General features: G+C 74.8%; 19 protein-coding genes. 7 read left to right on the top strand and 12 right to left on the bottom strand.

Annotated elements, in window-relative coordinates; genetic code table 11:
- Positions 1–199: 199 nt before the first annotated feature.
- The 8 genes from AB0G84_RS12935 to AB0G84_RS12900 form a co-directional block, all read right to left on the bottom strand.
- Complete coding sequence (locus AB0G84_RS12935; RefSeq protein ID WP_361319123.1) at positions 200–3,061, bottom strand: HAD-IC family P-type ATPase; 2,862 nt, start codon at positions 3,059–3,061, stop codon at positions 200–202.
- Positions 3,018–3,377 (bottom strand): metalloregulator ArsR/SmtB family transcription factor, encoded by a 360-nt coding sequence (locus AB0G84_RS12930; protein WP_361319121.1) that lies wholly within the window; start codon positions 3,375–3,377, stop codon positions 3,018–3,020. The genes AB0G84_RS12935 and AB0G84_RS12930 overlap by 44 nt, the downstream gene beginning before the upstream one ends.
- A 165-nt stretch (positions 3,378–3,542) precedes the next feature.
- Entirely contained in the window at positions 3,543–4,793 is a 1,251-nt protein-coding gene (locus AB0G84_RS12925) for a thiolase family protein (RefSeq protein ID WP_361319119.1), read from the bottom strand.
- Entirely contained in the window at positions 4,786–6,357 is a 1,572-nt protein-coding gene (locus AB0G84_RS12920; RefSeq protein WP_361319117.1) for an AMP-binding protein, read from the bottom strand. The genes AB0G84_RS12925 and AB0G84_RS12920 overlap by 8 nt, the downstream gene beginning before the upstream one ends.
- A gap of 11 nt (positions 6,358–6,368) precedes the next feature.
- The gene (locus AB0G84_RS12915; protein ID WP_361319115.1) at positions 6,369–6,959 is read right to left on the bottom strand and encodes a biotin transporter BioY; all 591 of its coding nucleotides are present in this window, start codon (positions 6,957–6,959) and stop codon (positions 6,369–6,371) included.
- Positions 6,956–7,612, bottom strand: a complete 657-nt coding sequence (locus tag AB0G84_RS12910) for an energy-coupling factor transporter transmembrane protein EcfT (protein WP_361319113.1) — start codon at positions 7,610–7,612, stop codon at positions 6,956–6,958. The genes AB0G84_RS12915 and AB0G84_RS12910 overlap by 4 nt, the downstream gene beginning before the upstream one ends.
- Entirely contained in the window at positions 7,609–8,286 is a 678-nt protein-coding gene (locus AB0G84_RS12905) for an ATP-binding cassette domain-containing protein (RefSeq protein WP_361319111.1), read from the bottom strand. Before AB0G84_RS12905 ends, AB0G84_RS12910 begins: the two co-directional genes overlap by 4 nt.
- A 2-nt stretch (positions 8,287–8,288) precedes the next feature.
- Complete coding sequence (locus AB0G84_RS12900; RefSeq protein ID WP_361319109.1) at positions 8,289–8,762, bottom strand: thioesterase family protein; 474 nt, start codon at positions 8,760–8,762, stop codon at positions 8,289–8,291.
- A gap of 103 nt (positions 8,763–8,865) precedes the next feature.
- Here AB0G84_RS12900 and AB0G84_RS12895 point away from each other — a divergent pair, with 103 nt between their 5' ends.
- From AB0G84_RS12895 to AB0G84_RS12875, 5 genes are all read left to right on the top strand, one after another.
- On the top strand, positions 8,866–9,867 hold the full coding sequence (locus AB0G84_RS12895) for a zinc-dependent alcohol dehydrogenase family protein (protein ID WP_361319107.1): 1,002 nt from the start codon (positions 8,866–8,868) through the stop codon (positions 9,865–9,867).
- Between the two features lie 59 nt (positions 9,868–9,926).
- Entirely contained in the window at positions 9,927–11,219 is a 1,293-nt protein-coding gene (locus AB0G84_RS12890) for an adenosylmethionine--8-amino-7-oxononanoate transaminase (RefSeq protein ID WP_361319105.1), read from the top strand.
- Between the two features lie 271 nt (positions 11,220–11,490).
- Positions 11,491–12,207 (top strand): dethiobiotin synthase, encoded by a 717-nt coding sequence (gene bioD / locus AB0G84_RS12885; RefSeq protein ID WP_361319103.1) that lies wholly within the window; start codon positions 11,491–11,493, stop codon positions 12,205–12,207.
- Between the two features lie 221 nt (positions 12,208–12,428).
- Complete coding sequence (gene bioB, locus AB0G84_RS12880; RefSeq protein WP_361319267.1) at positions 12,429–13,514, top strand: biotin synthase BioB; 1,086 nt, start codon at positions 12,429–12,431, stop codon at positions 13,512–13,514.
- Entirely contained in the window at positions 13,515–14,795 is a 1,281-nt protein-coding gene (locus AB0G84_RS12875) for a cytochrome P450 (RefSeq protein ID WP_361319101.1), read from the top strand. It abuts the gene before it with no gap.
- On the opposite strand, the gene AB0G84_RS12870 is transcribed toward AB0G84_RS12875, so the two are convergent.
- The 3 genes from AB0G84_RS12870 to AB0G84_RS12860 form a co-directional block, all read right to left on the bottom strand.
- Positions 14,773–15,966, bottom strand: coding sequence for an 8-amino-7-oxononanoate synthase (locus tag AB0G84_RS12870; RefSeq protein ID WP_361319099.1), 1,194 nt, complete (start codon positions 15,964–15,966; stop codon positions 14,773–14,775). The genes AB0G84_RS12875 and AB0G84_RS12870 overlap by 23 nt on opposite strands.
- 81 nt (positions 15,967–16,047) lie before the next feature.
- On the bottom strand, positions 16,048–17,226 hold the full coding sequence (locus AB0G84_RS12865) for a beta-ketoacyl-[acyl-carrier-protein] synthase family protein (RefSeq protein ID WP_361319097.1): 1,179 nt from the start codon (positions 17,224–17,226) through the stop codon (positions 16,048–16,050).
- A gap of 14 nt (positions 17,227–17,240) precedes the next feature.
- A complete protein-coding gene (locus AB0G84_RS12860; RefSeq protein ID WP_361319095.1) occupies positions 17,241–17,477 on the bottom strand; it encodes an acyl carrier protein in 237 nt (78 codons plus the stop codon).
- A gap of 258 nt (positions 17,478–17,735) precedes the next feature.
- Here AB0G84_RS12860 and rpmB point away from each other — a divergent pair, with 258 nt between their 5' ends.
- Together rpmB and rpsN are read left to right on the top strand one after the other, a co-directional pair.
- Positions 17,736–17,972, top strand: a complete 237-nt coding sequence (gene rpmB, locus AB0G84_RS12855) for a 50S ribosomal protein L28 (protein ID WP_361319093.1) — start codon at positions 17,736–17,738, stop codon at positions 17,970–17,972.
- Complete coding sequence (rpsN, locus tag AB0G84_RS12850) at positions 17,972–18,277, top strand: 30S ribosomal protein S14 (protein ID WP_361319091.1); 306 nt, start codon at positions 17,972–17,974, stop codon at positions 18,275–18,277. The genes rpmB and rpsN overlap by 1 nt, the downstream gene beginning before the upstream one ends.
- Before the next feature lie 86 nt (positions 18,278–18,363).
- Here the strand turns inward: rpsN and AB0G84_RS12845 are convergent, their stop codons facing one another.
- Entirely contained in the window at positions 18,364–19,524 is a 1,161-nt protein-coding gene (locus tag AB0G84_RS12845) for a GTP-binding protein (RefSeq protein ID WP_361319089.1), read from the bottom strand.

Raw genomic sequence — 19,524 nt, 5'->3', positions numbered from 1 at the left:
GCGCAATCTCTAAAGTATCCGCCCGGGCGGCCGTACGGAGAGGCGCCCCGGCCCCGGCCGGGTGTGCGGCCTCCGGAGGCGTTGGTGCGTTCCCCCCGGATCTCCCGAGGCTCCCGTGGGTTCCCTGGACGTTCTCCGACGGCGGCGCTCGCGGCTGCCCCGGGGGCTCCGTGGGGCCTACTGGAGGGGCGGCGGGCGGTCAGCTCCGGCGGTCGGTGTAGCGCCTCTTGGCGGCGGCCAGCGCAACGCCGTACAGGGTCAGGACCGCGGCGAGCAGCGCGTAGTAGAGGGGCGGCGGGGCAGCCATGTCCAGTGGTGGGCCCAGCGGCGACAGCGGCAGCAGCACCCCGATCACCGCGAGGGCGGCCACCGCGAGGTGCACCGGCCCGGCCGCCCGGCCCGCTGCGGTGCGGTGGCCGCTGCGCAGTAGCAGCATCACCATCGCCTGGGTCAGGAGGTTCTCGGTGAACCACCCGGCGTGGAACACCGCCGGGTCGCCCCGGCCCGCAGTGGTGTGCACGGCCAGGGCGAGCACCGCGAAGGTCGCGAGGTCGGCCGCGGCGTTGAGCAGGCCGAAGGCGGTGATGTAGCGGAGGAAGGTGCGCGGACGCAGCACGGCCGGCCGGTGCAGTGCGGCGTCCGCCGGCCGGTCGAAGGCGAACGCGAGTTGGGCCGCGTCGAAGCACAGGTTCTGGACCAGGACCTGCGCCGGCAGCATCGGCAGGAACGGCAGCAGCAGGCCGGCGGCGAGCATGGCGATGACATTGCCGAGGTTCGAGGAGAGCGTGATCCGCAGATAGCCGGCGAGGGTGCTGCTGCCGGTGCGCCCGGCGGCGATGGCGCGGTCGATGGCGGTGAGGTCCTTCTGGGCCAGGACCACATCGGCGCCCTCGCGGGCGACGGTCACCGCGCCCCGCGGGCAGATCCCGACATCGGCGGCGCGCAGCGCGGGCAGGTCGTTGACGCCGTCGCCGAGGAAGCCGGTGGTCCGGCCGCTCTCGCGCAGGGCGGTGACGATACGGGCCTTGTCCTGGGCGGTGCAGCGGGCCACCACGGTGGCCCGGCCGACGGCCTCGGCGAGCGGCGGCCCGCTGAGCGCGCCGAGCTGGTCGGCGGTGAGCACCCCGCCCGGCTCCAACCCGAGGTCACGGCAGGCGCGGGCGGCGGTGCCGGGGTGGTCGCCGGTCAGCACCTTCACCGCGACGCCGCGCCGGGCGAGTTCGTCCAGCGCCTCGCCGGCGGACGGCGCCAGCGCATCGCGGAGCGCGACAAAGCCGACGAAGGTCAGGGCGTGTAGGTCCGGCTCACCGTACCCGCCGGGTCGGGCCGGACGGTCGGCGAGCGCGACGGCCAGCAGGCGCAAGCCGCCGGCCGCCTCCTTCGCGGCGAGGCCGAGGAGGCGGTCGCGTTCCTCGTCGTCGAGGGGGAGGGGCGCCGGTCCGGAACCGGGGGCCGCAGCGTCCCCCGCGGTGCCTGCCCTGCCTGCCGTGCCCGTGGTGCCTGCCCTACCTGCCGTGCCTGTTGTGCCTGCGGTGCCCGTGGTGCCTGCGGCGTTCGGGTGGTCGTCCCCAGCGGCCGAACCGCCGGACGCCACCAGCCGGGTGCAGCGGCCGAGGACGTCCTCCACCGCGCCCTTGACGACCAGGGTGTGCACACCGTGCCGGCCGGGCCGGCGGACGACGGCCGTGGCCAGGCGGTGGGCGGGATCGAACGGCAGGGCCGCGATGCCGTCATGGGCGAGGGGGTCCGCGCCGGCCTCCCCGGCCGCGTCGAGGATCGCCTCGTCCAGGGTGTCCGGGGCGGGCAGTTCGGCGAGTTCCAGGGTCCAGAAGCTGTTGACCGCCGCCCAGCGCAGTACGCCGGGGTCGTCCCCGCCGCGGCCGTCCAGGGAGCGTTCCACCACCGGCCGGTCCTGGGTGAGGGTGCCGGTCTTGTCCAGGCACAGCACATCGATCGCACCGAGGTCGTGCAGGGCCGGCAGCCGTTTGACGATCACGCCGCTGGTGCGCGCGAGCGCGGCGGCGCCCCGGGCCAGCGTGGCGGTGACGATCACCGGCAGCATCTCCGGGGTCAGACCGACCGCCACGGCGATCGCGAACGGCAGCGTCTCCAGCCCCCGTCCGCGCAGCGCCGCATTGGCCATCAGCACCAGTGGCGGCGTCAGCAACATGAAGCGGATCAGCGTCCAGGCGATGCCGTGCACCGAGCGGTCGAAGGCGGTCTCGGTGCGCCGGCGGGCCGGGCCTCCGTATGCGGCGGCGAAGCGGGTGTCCGCGCCGGTGGCGACGACCAGGGCGGTACCGCTGCCGGACGCCACGCTGCTGCCCTGGAAGCAGAGGTGCTCGGGCTCCGGCAGCTCCGCACCGCCCTCGGCCGGTGCGTCCACGGCGTCCTTCGGCACCGGAACGGACTCGCCGGTCAGCGCGGACTGGTGCACGGTCAGCCCGCTGGCGCGCAGCAGCCGCACATCGGCCGGTACCAGGTCGCCCGGCCCCAGCCGGATCACGTCTCCGACCACGAGCTGATCGACCGGCAACTCGCGCACCAGCGGCGGCGCCTGGTCGTCCGCCCGCCGCTGCACCGACGCGGTGCTGGCGACCAGTTCCCACAGTGCGGCCATCGACCGGCTGGCCTGGTGCTCGCCGCCCGAGCGCAGCACGCAGCTCACCACGACCAGAGCCATGATCACGCAGGCGGTGCCCCAGGAGGCGATGCCCGCCGACACCAGCCCCAGGCACAGCAGGACGGTGGTGAACGGATCCCGCAGACTGGCCAGGAAACGCCGCGGCCAGGAGACCGGCCGCCAGGCCGGCACCACGTTCTCGCCGTCCCGGACCAGCCGCTCCTCGGCCTGCCGCTCGGTCAGCCCGCGCGGTCCGCTGTCCAGTCGCCGCATCAGCTGCAGCGCGGTGAGCCCGGCCGGTTCGACGGCGCCGCGGCCGGGGCACGGGGCCGCACCGGCCGGTACGGTCCCGGCGTTCGGGGACGTACCGGCCGTGCCGGGTGCCGCGGTCGTCTCAGGCACCAAAGTGACGGAGCTCTGCCGACGGCGCCTGCGCATGGCGCGCGGACAGCTGGACGACCAGGAGCCGTACCACCGCCACCACATCGGGTTCGTCGACGAAGTACACCACCCGGCGCCCCTCCCGGCGCGAGCGCACCAGCCCGGCGAGCTTCAGCTTCGACAGGTGCTGGCTCACCGCCGGCAGCGCACCGCCGACCCGCTCCGCCAGTCCGCTCACATCGCTCTCGCCCTGCGCCAGCGCCCAGACGAGGTGCAGCCGCGGCGGGGAGGCGAGCAGGCCGAACACGGCCGCCGCCGCGCCCAGCACCTCGGCGGACGGGTCCGCCATGCCGCGCTCGCCCTTGCCGCCCATCACCACTGTCCGTCTCCGTCCCCCTGGGACGCCGTCCTGGTCGCCCGGCCGCCCAGTCTAGGCGGCACCGCGGCCGGTGCCCGGCGCCGTCCCCGGCGATCGGGCCGTGCCGCTCTCCCCCCGGTCGGTGCCTCCCCCGTCGGTGCCGCCCCGCCGGGCGGCCGGTCAGCCGGTCGTCTGGGACGAGAAGAGGGCGGTGAGGCCCAGGCCGCCGGCGATGCCCAGCATGGCGAGGCCGCGGGCGCCGAGCGGAGCGTCGGGGGAGGGGGCGCGGACGAGCTGACTGAACAGCCGGGTCACCAGGATCGCGCCGGAGGCACCGAAGGGGTGGCCGAGGGCGAGCGCTCCGCCGTCGAGGTTGACTCGTTCGTCCGGGATGCCGAGGGCGTCCAGCGAGGCCAGGACCTGGGCGGCGAACGCCTCGTTGAACTCGACGCGGTCCACCGCGGCGGGTGCGTCCGGGCCGCGGTGGGCGGGATCCCCGCCCAGGTCTGGGCGGCGGGCGAGCAGCCGCCGGGTAGAGGCGACCGAGCCGGTGCCCAGGAGGTTGGGGTCCACGCCCGCGGAGGCGGCGTCGAGGAAGCCCAGGACGCGCTCATGCCCGAGGGCGCGGGCCACCGACCGGCTGGTGACCACGACCATCGCCGCACCGTCGTTCAGCGGACAGGAGTTGCCGGCCGTCACCGTCCCCGCGCCGGGGGCGGCGAAGAGCGGACGCAGTGCGGACAGCGCCTCCAGGGACGTGTCGGGGCGGGGGCACTCATCGGCGGTGACCGGGCCCTGGGCGGTGGACACCGTGGAGAGCTCCGCGGTGAAGCGGCCCTCCTGCTGGGCGCGGACCGCACGCCGGTGGCTGCGCAGGGCGAACTCGTCCTGCCTGCGGCGGGTGATGCCGTAGCGGGCGGCGACGTTCTCGGCGGCCACCCCCATGTCGGGGTCGCCCACCGCCTCCGGGGCGAACCGGGCCCGGGCGTAGAACTCCGGGAGCGCACCCGGGCGGGCCGGCCGGCGGACCCGCCACGGTGCGGTGCTCACGCTCTCCCCGCCGCCCGCGAGATAGACCTCGCCGGCGCCGGCGGCCACCAGCCGGGAGGCGAGGACGACCGCCTCCAGCCCCGAGCCGCACTGCCGGTCGACGGTGACGCCGGGCACCTCCGTCGGCAGTCCCGCCTCCAGCGCGGCCAGCCGTGCGAGGTTGCCGCCCCCGCCGGCCGCATTGCCGACGATGACCTCCTCGATCTGCCCGGCCGCCACCCGCGCATCCGCCACCACGTCCCGGATCACCTGCGCGACCAGCAGGGACGCCTCGACGCCGGCCAGCGCGCCGCCGGCCCGGCCGATCGGGGTGCGGCGGGCGGCGACCACCACCGGCCGCCGGTCGTCGGGGAGTTCGGGGTGTGCGGTGGGCTCAGCCATGGGGCTCCTCCGGCAGCGCGCGGAGCCGGGAGTCGCCCCGGGCGATCCACTCCTCGATCCGGCCCCGTGCGATCTTGCCGCTCGACGTCAGCGGCCAGGCGTCCAGGGTGTAGAAACGGCGCGGCACTTGGTAGCGGGGCAGTACGGTCGCGCAGAGGTCGCGCAGTGCGGTGTGGCCCAGGTGGTCCGGACCGGTCCCGGACACCACGGCGACCAGCGCCTGGCCCAGATGGTCGTCGGGCACCGCGGTCACCAGCGCGGTGTCGATCGGGGCGAGCCGGGTGAGGGCGTCCTCCACCTCGGACGGGTAGACGTTGAGCCCGCCGCTGATGACCATGCCGCCGCGGCCGAGGAGGTGCAGGTGCCCGTCCGCGGTGAGCCGCCCGGTGTCGCCGACGGTGGCCCAGTCCCCGACGGTCCGGAAGCTGCCCTCGCCCCACACATAGCCGTCGCTCACCAGCGGGCTGCGGACGAACACCGTGCCTGGTGTGCCGAGGGGGGCCGGCCGTCCGGCGGTGTCCCGGATCTCCAGAGTGACCGAAGGGAACGCCGTGCCGACGTCCTGGGCGGGGGTGTCGGGGTCGGGCGAGCCGACCGTGACGAAGCCGAGTTCGGAGGCGCCGTAGTACTCCCGCACCCGCGCCTGCGGGAGTAACTCGGCTACCGGTGCGATCAGTTGGGGGGAGAGCTTGGCGCCTCCGCTGACCACCGTCTCCACCGAGGCGAACCGCCGTCCCGGCGCACCGCGGCCGGCGGCAGCGGCGCACAGCGCGCTGAGCATCGTCGGCACCACGATCAGCCGGCGGACCGCCCCCCGCTCCAGATGACGCAGCACGCTCGCGGCGTCGAACCGCCGCAGCCCGTGGAACGCCGCCCCGCTCTCCAGGCACTCCGCGAGCGCATAGAGGCTCAGGCCGTGGGCGAGCGGTCCCGGTGCGAGGGTGTGCGCCTCGGCGTCCATCCCCCAGACCTTCCGGCCCTCGGCGAGGCTGATCCGCCAGGAGCCGCGGGACCGGTGGAAGGCGTGCGGCAGGCCGGTGCTCCCCGAGGTGAACCCGATCAGGAACGGGGTGTCGTCGCCGCCCGCGCGCAGGTGCTCCGCCGGTGCGGCGCCCAGGTACCGCGCACGCCAGGCCTCGTACGCGTCCGCATCGGCACCGGCGTCGGCGCGCAGGGTCCGAAGGCCCAGCCGGTCCGCTGCCCGGTGCAGCGCGGTCCGCCCGGCGGGGAGCACCAGGAGGTCGGGGCGGAGCCGGTCCAGTACGGCGCCGGCCTGCTCGGCGCCCCACTGCGGGTCGAGGACGGCGACCGCCCCGTCGCCCGCGCTCGCCCCGGCGAACAGCTCGGCGAAGACCGGGTGGTTGCCGGTGCCCAGGGCGAGCAGCGGGGCGCCCGGCGGCAGCCACGGCCTCCTCAGCGGTCGGACGGTCCGCAGGCCGGCGGCCACCGCGGCGGCATGGAGGGCGAGTTGACGGTGAGTGAGGACCTGGTTGTCCAGGGTGAAGGCTGGTTCGTCCCGCCGCGGCCCGGTACCCGACCGCGCAACCCGCTGTGCCACCGGCATCCGCGCTCACCTCACCTCGGTTCGATCGGATAGGAGCGTCGTACGTTGTGCGCCACCGCCGCCGCGGCCACCGCTTTGAGGGTGTCCCCGACGGCGAAGTAGAGCGCGCCGACCGCGGCCTTCCCCAGGCCCAGACCGGTGGTCAGCGCCGTCCAGGGGATGCCCAGGGCGTAGACGACCAGCAGTCCGCCGGCGAGACAGGCGGCGAGGTAGGCGGCGAACTGCGGGGCGCGGCCGGTGACCCGCACCGCGAACGCCTTCACCAGCAGGCCGGTCACCAACGCACCGGGGATCCAGCCCAGCAGGTAGCCGCCGGTCGGGCCGGGGATCACCCCCAGACCGCCCCGACCGCCGGCCAGCACCGGCAGGCCCAGCACGGTCAGCAGGACGACCAGCGCACAGGCGCAGGCGCCGCGGACCGGACCCAGGACCGCGCCCGCCAGCATCACCCCCAGCGTCTGGAGGGTGATCGGCACCGGCACGATCGCGATGTTCACCGGGGGCACCAGCCCCAGGGCGACGATGATGGCGCAGAACAGGGCGATCAGGACGATGTCCTGAGTGCCCATGGAGCGGCTGCTGGAAGCGGTGCGTTCGGTCATCCGAGGGCCTTCCCGCCCGGCCGGGCGTCATGGTCGGGCCGGCCGGAGCGGGCCGGCGGATAGCAGCGGGCGTCGATGGCGGCCGCGATGTCCTCCGCCGACCTCAGCACCCGGACCACCAGGGGCACGACGAGTGCCAGCGGGCTGCCCTGGAGACCGCGCGCCGCCTGCGCCTCCCGGATGTCCTGGAACTGCCGGAACACCTCCGGCACGAAGCGCAGCGCCAATGACACGGCCAGCGCCACGGCCGGCGCGTTCACCAGCCCCGCCCGGTCCAGCGGACGCAGCACCCGCTCCAGCACCCCTTGCAGCTCCGACGTCCGGGTGGTGAGGGTGACGCTCAGCGCGGTCAGCAGCAGGACGACCAGCCGCAGCCCCACGACGAGCGCCGCATGCACCGACTCGGTCAGCGCGGCCACCGCCACCACGGCGGCCAGCACCCAGACCGGCCCCCCGAGCTGCCGCACCCACTGCTCCCGCGGTGCCCGTACGGACAGCAGCAGGGCCAGCGCGAGTACCGCGGCCGGGCCGAGGACCGCCGCGGAGGTGGTGAGGAAGACGCCGACCCCGCAGACCAGCAGCGCCGCCAGCTTCCACCCGGCCGGGACCCGGTGCAGCGGCGAGGAGCCGGGCACGTACAGCGACATCCTCATGAGCAGCGCTCCACGTACCACGGCACGGCGGTCCCCGGCGGGCCGTCGTGGACGATGCGGCCCTGCTCCATCACCAGCACCCGGTCGTATCCGGTGAGCAGGTCCAGGTCGTGGGTGAGGACGACGGCCTGCTGGGGCATGGCGTCGATCACCGAGCGGAGCAGGTTGCGGTTGCGCAGGTCCAGCAGGGTGGTCGGCTCGTCGAACACCACCGTCTCCGGCCGCATCACCAGGACCGCGGCCAGCGCGACGAGTTGCTTCTCCCCGCCGCTCAGGGCGTGGCTGGGCCGGTCGGCCAGCGCGCCGATGCCCAGATGCGCCAGCTGCCCGCGCACCCGGTCGGGTATCTCCTTGCGGGGCACGCCGGTGTTCCGCAGGCCGAAGGCCATGTCCTCCTCGACGAGGGGGAGGACGATCTGGTTGTCCGGGTTCTGGAAGACGAAGCCGACCTGGCGGCGGATCCGCCGGGCGTCCTTGGCGGTGTCGTGGCCGCCGACCCGCACCGTTCCCTCGCTCGGCCGAACCAGACCGTTGAGCAGCCGGGCGAAGGTGCTCTTGCCGGAGCCGTTGGCGCCGATCACACCGATGCGCCGCTCGGTCAGCTCGACGCTCAGGGCGTCCAGCACCGTGCGCGGACCGAAGCGGACGGTCACGCCGTCCAGTGAGATGTGCACCGTCACCGGCCCTCGGCCGGCTGCCCGGGCGCCGCGCTCCGAGCCGTGGCAGGGGCGTGCTGTGCGGCAGCGAGCGCCGCACGGGTCGGTTCGGGTATCGGGCGGGCCCTGCCGGTCGCCTTGTCGACGCAGACCCAGACCACCTGGGCCCGCGCGACCGGTGCGGGCTCCTCGGCGTCACCGGGGGCCCCGGCGTGCGCCATCACGGCGGAGAAGGTCAGGCTGGAACCGCCGATCCGCTCCACGGACGCGGTGATGTCCAGGACGTCGTCGAAGCCCGCCGAGCCCTCGTAGCAGAGCTCGACCTTCTTGACGTGGTAGACCACCCCGTGGGCGTCGGCCCGCGGGTCGAAACGGTCGGACAGCCCGGCCTCGCGGAGGAACTCATTGATCGCGGTCTCGGCGTAGGCGCAGTAGACGCCGTTGTGCACATGGCCGTGCATGTCCACGTCCGAGAACGGAACTCGCTGCCGCACGAACCCCCGCTCTCCGTGTAAGGTCGCCAGGACCTGTGCCTGTGAGAACAGCACGGTACCCAGACCGCCGCCGAACTGTCACCACCACGTGAGGACTTGGTCGATGTCCCGGAGCCTCCGCAGCATCGTCCGGGAGTTCGGCCCGGCGCCCGAGGTGGTCACCACCGAGCCGTACGCGCCGGCCCGGCCGGGCCCCGGCCAGGTGGCCGTCCGGATGCTGCTGGCGAGCATCAACCCCTCCGACCTGGTGACCATTTCCGGCGCCTACGCCTCCCGCACCGAGCTGCCGTTCGTGCCCGGCTTCGAGGGCGTGGGGGTGGTCGAGGAGACCGGACCGGAGGTCCGCGGCATCCGGGCCGGGCAGCGGGTGCTCCCGTTGGGCAGCGCCGGCGCCTGGCAGCAGACCAAGGTCACCGATGCCGGGTGGTGCTTCCCGGTCCCCGTGGAACTCACCGAGGAACAGGCCGCCACCGCGTACATCAACCCCCTCACCGCTCTTCTGATGGTGCGTCAGTACGTGGCGGACACCGGGGCGCGGACGGTCGTGGTGAACGCCGCCGCCTCGGCCATCGGCCGGACGCTGATCCGGATGCTGAACCGCTCGGGCATCCGGCCGGTCGCGGTCGTCCGGCACCCCCGGAGCCTGGAGCGGCTCGCCGGCAGCGAGCTGACCGCCGCGGTGTGCACCGCGGACCGCGCCGCGGGGGAGGCCGTACGGGAGAGCACCCTCGGCCGCGGGGCCGATGTGGTGCTGGACGCGGTGGGCGGTCCGGAGGGCGCGGAACTGGGCCGCGCGCTCACCGGCGGCGGCACCCTGGTGCACTACGGGCTGCTCTCCGGGCGTCCGCTGCCGGCCCAACTGGCGGCCGAGCGGCCCGATGTGCGGATCGTGCTGTTCCGGCTCCGGGACTGGGTGCACACCGTGCAGGCCACCGCCCCGGAACGGCTCACCGAGGCCCTGGCGGAGGTCTTCGCCCTGGTGCTGGACGGCACCGCCGCCTCGCAGGTGGCACAGGTGCATCCGCTGTCCGCGGTACGGCAGGCGCTGCGGCAGGATGCGGCGGCCGGCCGGCGGGGCAAGGTGCTGCTGCGCCCCGCCGGCTGAACCGCCGCCGCCCGCGGCGCCATTCCGTGCACCGCCCGGGGCACCTATGCTCGACCGCTGTGACGCCTGAGGACTTACTCGCGTTCGACCGTCGCCATGTCTGGCACCCCTATGCGCCGCTGCCCGCGCCCCGGCCCCCACTGCTCGTGGAGTCCGGCCACGGGGTGCGGCTGCGGCTGGCCGCCCCGTTCGAGGGCCGTACGGAGCTGATCGACGGGATGTCGTCCTGGTGGGCGGCGATCCACGGGTACGCGCATCCCGCGCTGGACGCCGCGGTGCGCGACCAGCTCGGCCGGATCAGCCATGTGATGTTCGGCGGGCTCACCCACCGCCCGGCGGTGGAGCTGGCGGCCCGCCTCGTCGAGCTGACCCCGGACGGCCTGGACCGGGTCTTCCTGGCCGACTCCGGTTCGGTGTCGGTCGAGGTGGCGCTCAAGATGTGCCTGCAGTACTGGCGTTCCCGCGGCCGGCCCGAGCGGCACCGGGTGCTCACCTGGCGCGGCGGCTACCACGGCGACACCCTGCACGCGATGTCGGTGTGCGACCCCGACGGGGGGATGCACGGCATGTGGCGGGACGTCCTGCCGGCCCAGGTCTTCGCCGAGGCGCCGCCGGCCGGCCTCGACGCACCGGTCGACGCCGACTACGCCGAGCGGCTGGCCGCCACGGTCGCGCGGCACGCCCCGGAACTGGCCGCCGTCATCGTCGAACCGGTGGTGCAGGGCGCCGGCGGAATGCGCTTCCACCACCCGGAGTACCTGCGGGTGTTGCGCGCGGCCACCCGGGAACACGGCGTGCTGCTGGTGTTCGACGAGATCGCCACCGGCTTCGGCCGGACCGGGCGGCTCTTCGCCGCCGACCACGCGGGGGTGGCGCCGGACGTACTGTGCGTGGGCAAGGCGCTGACCGGCGGCTACCTCTCGCTGGCGGCGACCCTGTGCACGTCCGAGGTGGCGCGGGGCATCTCCGACGGCGAGGTCCCGGTGCTCGCGCACGGCCCGACGTTCATGGGCAACCCGCTCGCCTGTGCGGTCGCCGGCGCCTCCCTGGACCTGCTGGCGGACGGCAGCTGGCGCACTGACGTGGCCCGGATCGAGGCCGGCCTGCGGGACGGGCTGGCCGGGGCGGCGGCGCTGCCCACGGTCACCGACGTACGGGTGCTCGGCGCCATCGGGGTGGTCCAGCTGGACCACCCCGTGGACCTCGCCGCGGCGACCGCGGCAGCGGCCCGCGAGGGGGTATGGCTGCGGCCGTTTCGGGACCTCGTCTACGCCATGCCGCCCTACCGCTGCACCGCGGAGGAGGTGGCGCGCATCGCCGCCGCGCTGACGGCCGCGGCGGGGGCTGGCTGAGCGCGCCCCCAGTGGGGGCCGGCGGTACCGGTACTTGGGGCGCTTGCGGCACTCGGAGCGCCTGATGCCGCGCTGGCGCCTGGGGCACCACCGACATCTGCACCGCCTCCGGCACCTGCACCACGCATGGCACCTGGGTCACCACTGGCACCCGTACTACCACCGCCACCCGTACCACCACCGTCACCTGCACCACCACCGTCACCTGCACCACCTCCGGCTTCCGTGCCACCAGCGGCAACCGGACCGACCGAGACGAGGGAGCGACACCATGGCACTGCTGGCCGTCACCGGTACCGGCACCGAGGTCGGAAAGACCGTCACCACGGCCGCCGTTGCGGCGCTGGCCCGGGCCGCGGGCCTGCGCGTCGCCGTGCTGAAGGTCGTCCAGACCGGGCTGGCGCCCCAGGAGGGCGGTGACCTCGCCGAGGTGACGCGGCTCGCCGGGCCCGTCGACGTACGGGAACTGGCCCGCTACCCCGAGCCGTTGGCGCCCGCCACGGCCGCCCGCCGGGCGGGGCTGCCCGGCATCCCGAGGGACGCCGCGGCCCGGGCGGCGACGGCGCTGGACACCGATCACGACCTGGTCCTGATCGAGGGCGCGGGCGGCCTGATGGCGCGGTTCGACGACAAGGGGTGGACGCTGGCGGACCTCGCGGCCGACCTGGCGGCACCGGTCGTGGTGGTCGCCACCGCCGGCCTCGGCACGCTCAACGTCGCCGCACTGACCGCCGAGGCCCTTGAACGCCGGGGGGCGACGCTGCGCGGGCTGGTGATCGGCAGTTGGCCCGCACAGCCGGATCTGGCCATGCGCTGCAACCTCCTCGACCTCCCGGACATGACCGGAGCGCCGCTGGTCGGGGCGCTGCCCACGGGCATGGCGGGCCTGGAGCGCGAGGCCTTCATCGCAGCGGCGCGGGCCGGTCTCGGCGCCCCGCTGGGCGGAGAGTTCCAGGCCGCGGACTTCGTCGGACGGTGGCCCGCCTGAGGCGCCGGGCATCGCACCGCTGTCCGGACTGCGTCCTTTCCCGGCGCGGGGACGCCGGACGATACTCGGCCGCGGGAGCGCCGCACCGGCATCCGGACCGCCGCACCGGCCCCCGGACCGCACCGCCCGAGCGGGAAGGAAAACCCGTGGATCTCCGCCCCACCGACGCCAGCACCCCCGCCCATGCCGCCGCCAGCCCGGCCGACACCTCGGCCGACGCCCTGATCGACACCCTGGTCGACAAGGCGCTGCGCCGCGAACCACCCACCCGCGACGAGGCGTTGGCGCTCCTGAAGACCCCCGACGAGGTCGTCCTCGACGTCGTGGCCGGCGCCTCCCGGGTACGCCGCCGCTACTTCGGCCGCAGGGTCAAGCTCAACTTCCTGGTGAACCTCAAGAGCGGCCTCTGCCCGGAGGACTGCTCCTACTGCTCCCAGCGGCTCGGCTCGCAGGCCGAGATCCTCAAGTACACCTGGCTGAAGCCCCAGGAGGCGGCCGAGGCCGCCGCCCAGGGCATCGCCGCGGGGGCCAAGCGGGTCTGCCTGGTGGCCAGCGGCCGGGGCCCCACCGACCGCGACATCGGCCGGGTGTCGGACACCATCGCGGCGATCCGGGCGGAGAGCCCCGGCGTCGAGGTCTGCGCCTGCCTCGGGCTGCTCTCCGAAGGGCAGGCCGAGCGGCTGAGCGAGGCGGGTGCCGACGCCTACAACCACAACCTCAACACCGCCGGCGAGCGGTACGCCGACATCTGCACCACGCACACCTACGCCGACCGGCTGGAGACCGTCGAACAGGCCAAGTCGGCCGGTATGTCGCCCTGTTCGGGGCTGATCGCCGGAATGGGGGAGAGCCCCGAGGAGCTGGTCGACGTGGCCTTCTCGCTGCGCGCGCTGGACCCCGACTCGGTGCCGGTGAACTTCCTGATGCCGTTCAAGGGCACGCCCCTGGCCACCGAGTGGGCCCTCACCCCGCAGCACTGCCTGCGCATTCTGGCCATGGTCCGGTTCGTCTGCCCCGACGTCGAGGTGCGGCTGGCCGGCGGCCGGGAGATCCACCTGCGCGGGATGCAGCCGCTGGCCCTGCACATCGCCAACTCCATCTTCCTCGGCGACTACCTGACCAGCGAGGGCCAGGCCGGCGCCGCGGACCTGGAGATGATCAGGGACGCCGGATTCGTCGTCGAGGGCGTGCAGGAGACCACCATGCCCGAGCACCGGGACGACGTGGTCAAGGTGCGCCGGCGCGGCACCGGCACGGAGCTGCCGCCCAATGCGCTCCCGCTCACCCCGGAACAGCAAGGCGGATAGGTGGAGTCGACGAACCGCTGCCCCGCGGTGGACCTGTTCGCACCGGAGTTCCTGCACGACCCCTACCCGGTGTACGGGACCCTGCGGGAGACCGGCCCGGTCCACCACGACCCGGCGACCGGGCTGTGGCTGGTCAGCACCTACCGCGACGTCCGGACGGTACTGCTCGACCCCGAGCGGTACCGCCCGGACAACGCGCTCGACGCGGTGGTCCGGATGTCGGTGCCCGCGCTGCGCTGCCTGGCGGGCGCCGGCTTCACCCTGCCGCCGACGCTCGCCAACAACGGCACCGCCACCCACGGTGGACTGCGCCGGTTGATCACCGGCCTGCTGCGCCGCGACCGGGTGGTGGCCGCGGCGCCGCTGGTCGACCGCCTGATGGCACCCCGCCTGGACCGGATCGAGCGGCGGCTCACCGACGGCGGGGAGTGCGATCTGGTGTCCGCCCTCACCCGTGACCTGCCCTTCGAGGTGATGCTGCGGGTGCTCGGCCTGGAGGGCGACGTCGATGTGGACATCGACCTCCTCGCCCGTTGGAACGACGCCTCGCTGGAGCTGTTCTGGGGGGTACCGCCGCGCGAGCGCCACCTGCCGCTCGCCCGGCTCGCCGCCGAGTTCCACCAGTGGCTCGGCGGCCTCGCCGAGCGGGCGGAGCCGGGCGGGCCCGGTCTGCTGGGGCTGCTCGCCGCGCACCGGCACCCGGACGGGACGCCGCTGCGCCGCGAGGAGACCGTCGCGGTCTGCTACTTCATGGTCATCGCCGGCCAGACCACCACCGGACAGATGCTCGCCACCATGCTGCTGCGCGCCCTCTCCGACGCCGAACTGTGGCCGCGACTGGGCCGGGAGGAGACCCTGGCAGCCGCCTGGGCGGAGGAGGTGCTGCGCCGCGAGCCGCCGCTGACGACCTGGCGCCGGGTCACGGCGCGGCCCACCCGCCTGGGCGGCGTCGAACTGCCGCAGGGCGCACCGCTGTTGCTGATGCTCGCGGCCACCGGTTCCGATCCGGCCCGGTTCGAGGACCCCGAGCTATTGGTCCCGTACCGGCCGCACGCCCGGGAACACCTCTCGTTCGGCCTGGGCCGGCACCGCTGCCCCGGCGCGGCACTCGCCAGGATGGAGGCGGAGCGGGTACTGCGGGGGCTCTCCGCGCGGCTGCCCGACCTGTGCCTGGCCCGTGCGGTGGAGGACATTCCGGTGCGCGGGCTGCTGTCGTTCCGCGCCCCGCCGGCCGTCCCGGTCCGGCGGGCCGGCGCGGTCATGCCGGGCGGCAGGCCCTGATCACCTCCACCGCCCGGTCGACCTGCTCGTCGGTGAGGTCCGCCCGTGCGGTGAGCCGCAGCCGGGAGAACCGGTCCGGCACCGACGGCGGCCGGAAGCAGCCCACCTCCACCCCCGCCGCCCGGCAGCCCTCCCGCCAGGCCACCGCCGCGCGCGCCGAGCCGGCCCGTACGGACACCACGGCGGCCCGGACCGGGGCCACCGGCAGCCCGGCGGCGGCCAGCCCGGTGTGCAGCCGGGCCGCCACCGCACGGACCCGGGCCACCCGCCCGGGCTCCCGCCGCAGCACCCGGAGCCCGGCCAGTGCCCCGCCCGCGCAGGCCGGTGCGAGCCCGGTGTCGAACAGGAAGCTGCGCGCGCTGTTGAGCACGTGCTCGATCACCCGGCGCGGGCCCAGTACGGCGCCGCCCTGCGCCCCCAGTGCCTTGGACAGGGTGACCGTGGCGACGGTGTCCGGGCTCCCGGCCAGCCCGGCCGCGCCCAGCGCGCCCTCGCCGCGGGCACCGATCACCCCGAGCGCATGCGCCTCGTCCACCAGCAGCCCGGCGCCCCGACGCCGGCAGACGGCGAGCACCTCGGGCAGCTCGACGAGGTCCCCGTCCACCGAGAAGACCGACTCGGTGACCACCAGCGCCCGGGGCTGCCGCCTCGTGGCCAGCGCCTCGTCCAGCGCGACGGCGTCGCCGTGCGGGAGGTCCACCACCTCGGCCCCGGTCAGCCGGCAGCCGTCGATCAGTGAGGCGTGGTTGGCGGCGTCCGCCGCCACCAGGCTGCCCGGCCGGCACAGGGCGGACAGCGCGCCCAGGTTGGCCAGATAGCCGGAGGAGAAGACCAGCGCCGCCTCGGTGCCGCAGAACGCGGCGAGCTCCCGCTCCAACTCCTGGTGCAGACGGGTGGTCCCGGTCACCAGCCGTGCCGCGCCCGCGCCGGCGCCCCAGACCGTGGCGGCCTCGGCGGCCGCGGCGGTCACCTCGGGGTGGCGGGACAGGCCGAGGTAGTCGTTCCCGGCGAGGTCGACCGCCCCGACGGCCGCCCCGGCCGCCGTCCCCGCGGTGTCCCGGACGCGCATCTCCCGCCGCAGACCCGCCCGCTCGCGGCGGCGGGCGCTGTCGTCCAGCCAGTCGAACACGGCCTCGGGGGGACGCTGGTGGTCGTGCTCCGGCTGGGCCATGCGGAACTCCCTGATGTCGTACGGCGGTTCGCTCCCGGTGTGCGGTGCCGTTTCCGTGCCGCTGTGTGCACCGCCGTCCCGCTACGGTCCGGCGGGCCCCAGCAGCAGGCTCCCGTTGTGACCGCCGAAGCCGAACGAATTGGACAGGACGGGGCCCGGCTCCCACGCCCGGGGCGCCGCCCGCACCGGATCCAGGCCGGTGGCCAGCTCCGGGTCCGGCGCCCGCAGTCCCTGCACCGGAGGAATCTGACGATGGCGCAGCGACAGCACCGCGGCCACCGCCTCCAGCGCACCACTGGCCCCGAAGGCGTGCCCGGTGGCCCCCTTGACCGAGGTGACCGGAGGACCGTCCGGGCCGAAGACCAGCGCCATCGCCCGGGACTCGGCGAGGTCGCCCTGGAGGGTGCCGGTGCCGTGCGCGCTGATCTGCGCGACGTCGGACGGGGCCAGCCCCGCGTCCTGCAGGGCCAGCCGCATGCACCGGGCGGCGCCGGAGCCGTCGGGGAGCGGCAGGGTCACATCGTGGGCGTCGGCGGTGCTCGCCGCCCCGAGGACCTCGGCCAGGACCGTGGCGCCCCGCGCCCGGGCGGTCTCCGCGGCTTCGAGGACCAGCGCGGCCGCCCCCTCGGCAACCGTGAAGCCGTCCCGGTCACGGTCGAAGGGCCGGGTGCGGCCGGTCGGGGAGAGCGCGCGCATGGTGGCGAAGCCCGCCAGGACCGTGCCGTACGCCGCGGCCTCGGTGGCTCCGGTCAGCACGGTGTCGCACACCCCGTACGCGATCAGCCGGGCGGCCGAGGCCAGGGCGTGGGTGCCGGAGGCACAGGCGGTGGTGACCGTCTCGCAGGGCCCTCGCCAGCCGAGCCGCTGGGACACCGCGGCGGACGCCGCATTGGGCATGATCATCGGGACCACGAAGGGGGAGACGCGCTTGTCGCCGCGCGCCTGCCGCACCAGCGCCTGCCGCTCCAGGCTGCTCACCCCGGCCAGCGCGGTGCCCAGGACCACCCCCGCCCGCTCCGGTCCGTACCGCGCTGCCAGTGCCGTGCCGCCACCGGCATCGCTGACCGCCAAGTCAGCTGCTGCCACGGCCAGTTGGGTGCAGCGGTCGGTGTGCCGGATTCCGGCCCGGTCCATCCAGGGCGAGGCGTCCCAGTCGTCCATCGGGCGGTGTCCCGGCGCCGGGGGAGCCAGCAGGTCCTGCCAGAGCGCCGCGCAGCCGGCGCCCGCCGCCGTGATGCTGCCCAGGCCCGTGACGACCACCCGTCGGCCGCCCCTCATCGCTGTGCGCGCACCAGGTCGCAGGCGTCCCGCACGGTACGGACCGACTCCACGCCGTCGTCGGGCAGCTCGACCTGGCAGGCCTCCTCGATCGCCATCACCAGCTCCACCAGCGTCAGGCTCGTGGCGCCCAACTGGTCGGTGAAGTCGGCCTCCGGCGTCACCTCTTCCGGGGTGACCTGGAGCACCTCCACCGCACACGCCCGGACTGTCTCGAACACCGCATCGCTCATCCGCAACGGCCTCCCCATGAACGCCCCGCGCCGGCACGCGCCGCCCGGAGTCTAGTCCCGGGCGGGAGGGCTGTCTGTGGGGCCGTTCGGCGGGGGAGCTGCTTTCGGACGCGGGGCGGCGGTGGCTCCGGGACTCGGTGGCATGGGTGGACCGCGGTGCCGGCGGACAGGGGGGAGGGGCACCGTGCAGGGGCCGGGGGGCTACCATATGGGAATGGTTTCCATTTCCGATAAGCTCTGACGAGAGGTGACCGACGTATGTCCGCACACTGCCAACTGACCGGCGCCAGGCCCGGCTTCGGCAAATCCGTCTCACACTCGCACCGCCGCACCTCCCGCCGGTTCGACCCCAATGTCCAGCGCAAGCGCTACTGGCTGGCGAGTGAGGGCCGGCACGTCCGGCTCACGCTCAGCGCCAGGGCGATCAAGACGGTGGACGTCATCGGCGTCGAAGCGGCGGTGGCACGCATCCGTGCCCGAGGGGGGAAGGTCTGATGGCCAAGCGGAGCAAGATCGCAAAGAACGAGCAGCGCAGGGCGATCGTCGAGCGGTACGCGGTCCGGCGCGCCGAACTGAAGGAGATCATCCGACAGCCGTCCTCCACGGAGGCCGAACGGACCGCCGCCATGGCCGAATTGCGGCGCCAACCGCGCGACGCCAGCGCCACCCGGGTACGCAACCGGGACAGCGTGGACGGCCGCCCGCGCGGGCACCTGCGGAAGTTCGGTCTCTCCCGGGTGCGCGTACGGGAGCAGGTGCACGCCGGGTTCCTGCCCGGGGTCACCAAGTCGTCCTGGTGACGGCCGTGCCGGTGCAAAACCGCTGCTGAAACGGCCCTGCGGCCCGGGTGGGGACCCGGGCCGCAGGGCCGTTCAGGCGGCGTCGTTCAGGCCGGTTGAGGGTGCTCGTGGGCGCAGGTGTCGTCGAGCCCGTGGGTGTCCCAGACGGGGAACGGATCGTCGCCGACCGGCTCCCCGTCGGCCAGTAGGCAGTCGGCCAGGGCCGTGTGCAGCGCCTCGGCGCGCAGCCCGGTGCCGATGAAGACCAGTTCCTGGCCCTGGCCGTCGTCGGCGGTGCGCACTCCGGACGGCTCGAACCGGGCGACCGCCCCGGCCTGTGACCAGAGTCCGGTGACCCGCGGACGGGCGGCCAGCCAGAAGAAGCCCTTGGAGCGCAGGATCCGCCCGTAGGCGCCGCTGTCGAGCCCCTCGGTGACGAAGGTCCACAGCCGTCCCGGGTGGAACGGCGCTTCGGCCCGGAAGACCGTGCTGGAGATGCCGTACTCCTCGGTCTCCGGGACGTGGTCGCCGTTGAGCTCCCTGACCCAGCCCGGAGCCTGCTGGGCCCGCTCCAGGTCGAACCGGCCGGTGCCGAGGATCTCGCCGAGGGGCACCCGCCCGTACGCGGCGGACACGATCCGGGCGGCCGGGTTGAGTCGGGCCAGGGCGGCCCGCAGGCGGTCGGCGCTCGGGGCGTCGACCAGGTCGGTCTTGTTCAAGACCAGGACATCGGCGAACTCGATCTGGTCCATCAGTAGGTCGCTGACGGTGCGTTCGTCCTCCGCGTACTGGTCCAGCCCCCGCTCGGCCAGCCCGTCGCCGCGGTGCAGCTCGGGGAGGAAGGAGACGGCGTCCACGACGGTGACCATGGTGTCGAGCCGGGCCAGGTCACCCAGGGTCGCGCCGTCGTCGCGCGGGAAGGAGAAGGTGGCCGCGACCGGCATCGGTTCGGAGATGCCGCTGGACTCGATCAGGAGGTGGTCGAAGCGGCCCTCGCGCGCCAGCCGGTCGACCTCGTCGAGCAGATCCTCGCGCAGGGTGCAGCAGATGCACCCGTTGACCATCTCCACCAGGCGTTCCTCGGTGCGGGAGAGGGCGGCCCCGCCGCTGCGCACCAGGGCCGCGTCGATGCCGATCTCGCTCATGTCGTTGACGATGACCGCGACCCGCAGGCCCTCCCGGTTGGTCAGGACGTGTTGGAGCAGGGTGGTCTTGCCGGCTCCGAGGAAGCCGGACAGGACCGTGACGGGCAGTCGGTTGTGCGCCAT

Source organism: Streptomyces sp. NPDC020742, from assembly GCF_040641675.1.
In the GTDB taxonomy this organism is placed as follows: domain Bacteria; phylum Actinomycetota; class Actinomycetes; order Streptomycetales; family Streptomycetaceae; genus Streptomyces.
Note: the sequence above shows the minus strand (reverse complement) of the source record. Positions and strands in the feature narration are given on the sequence as shown.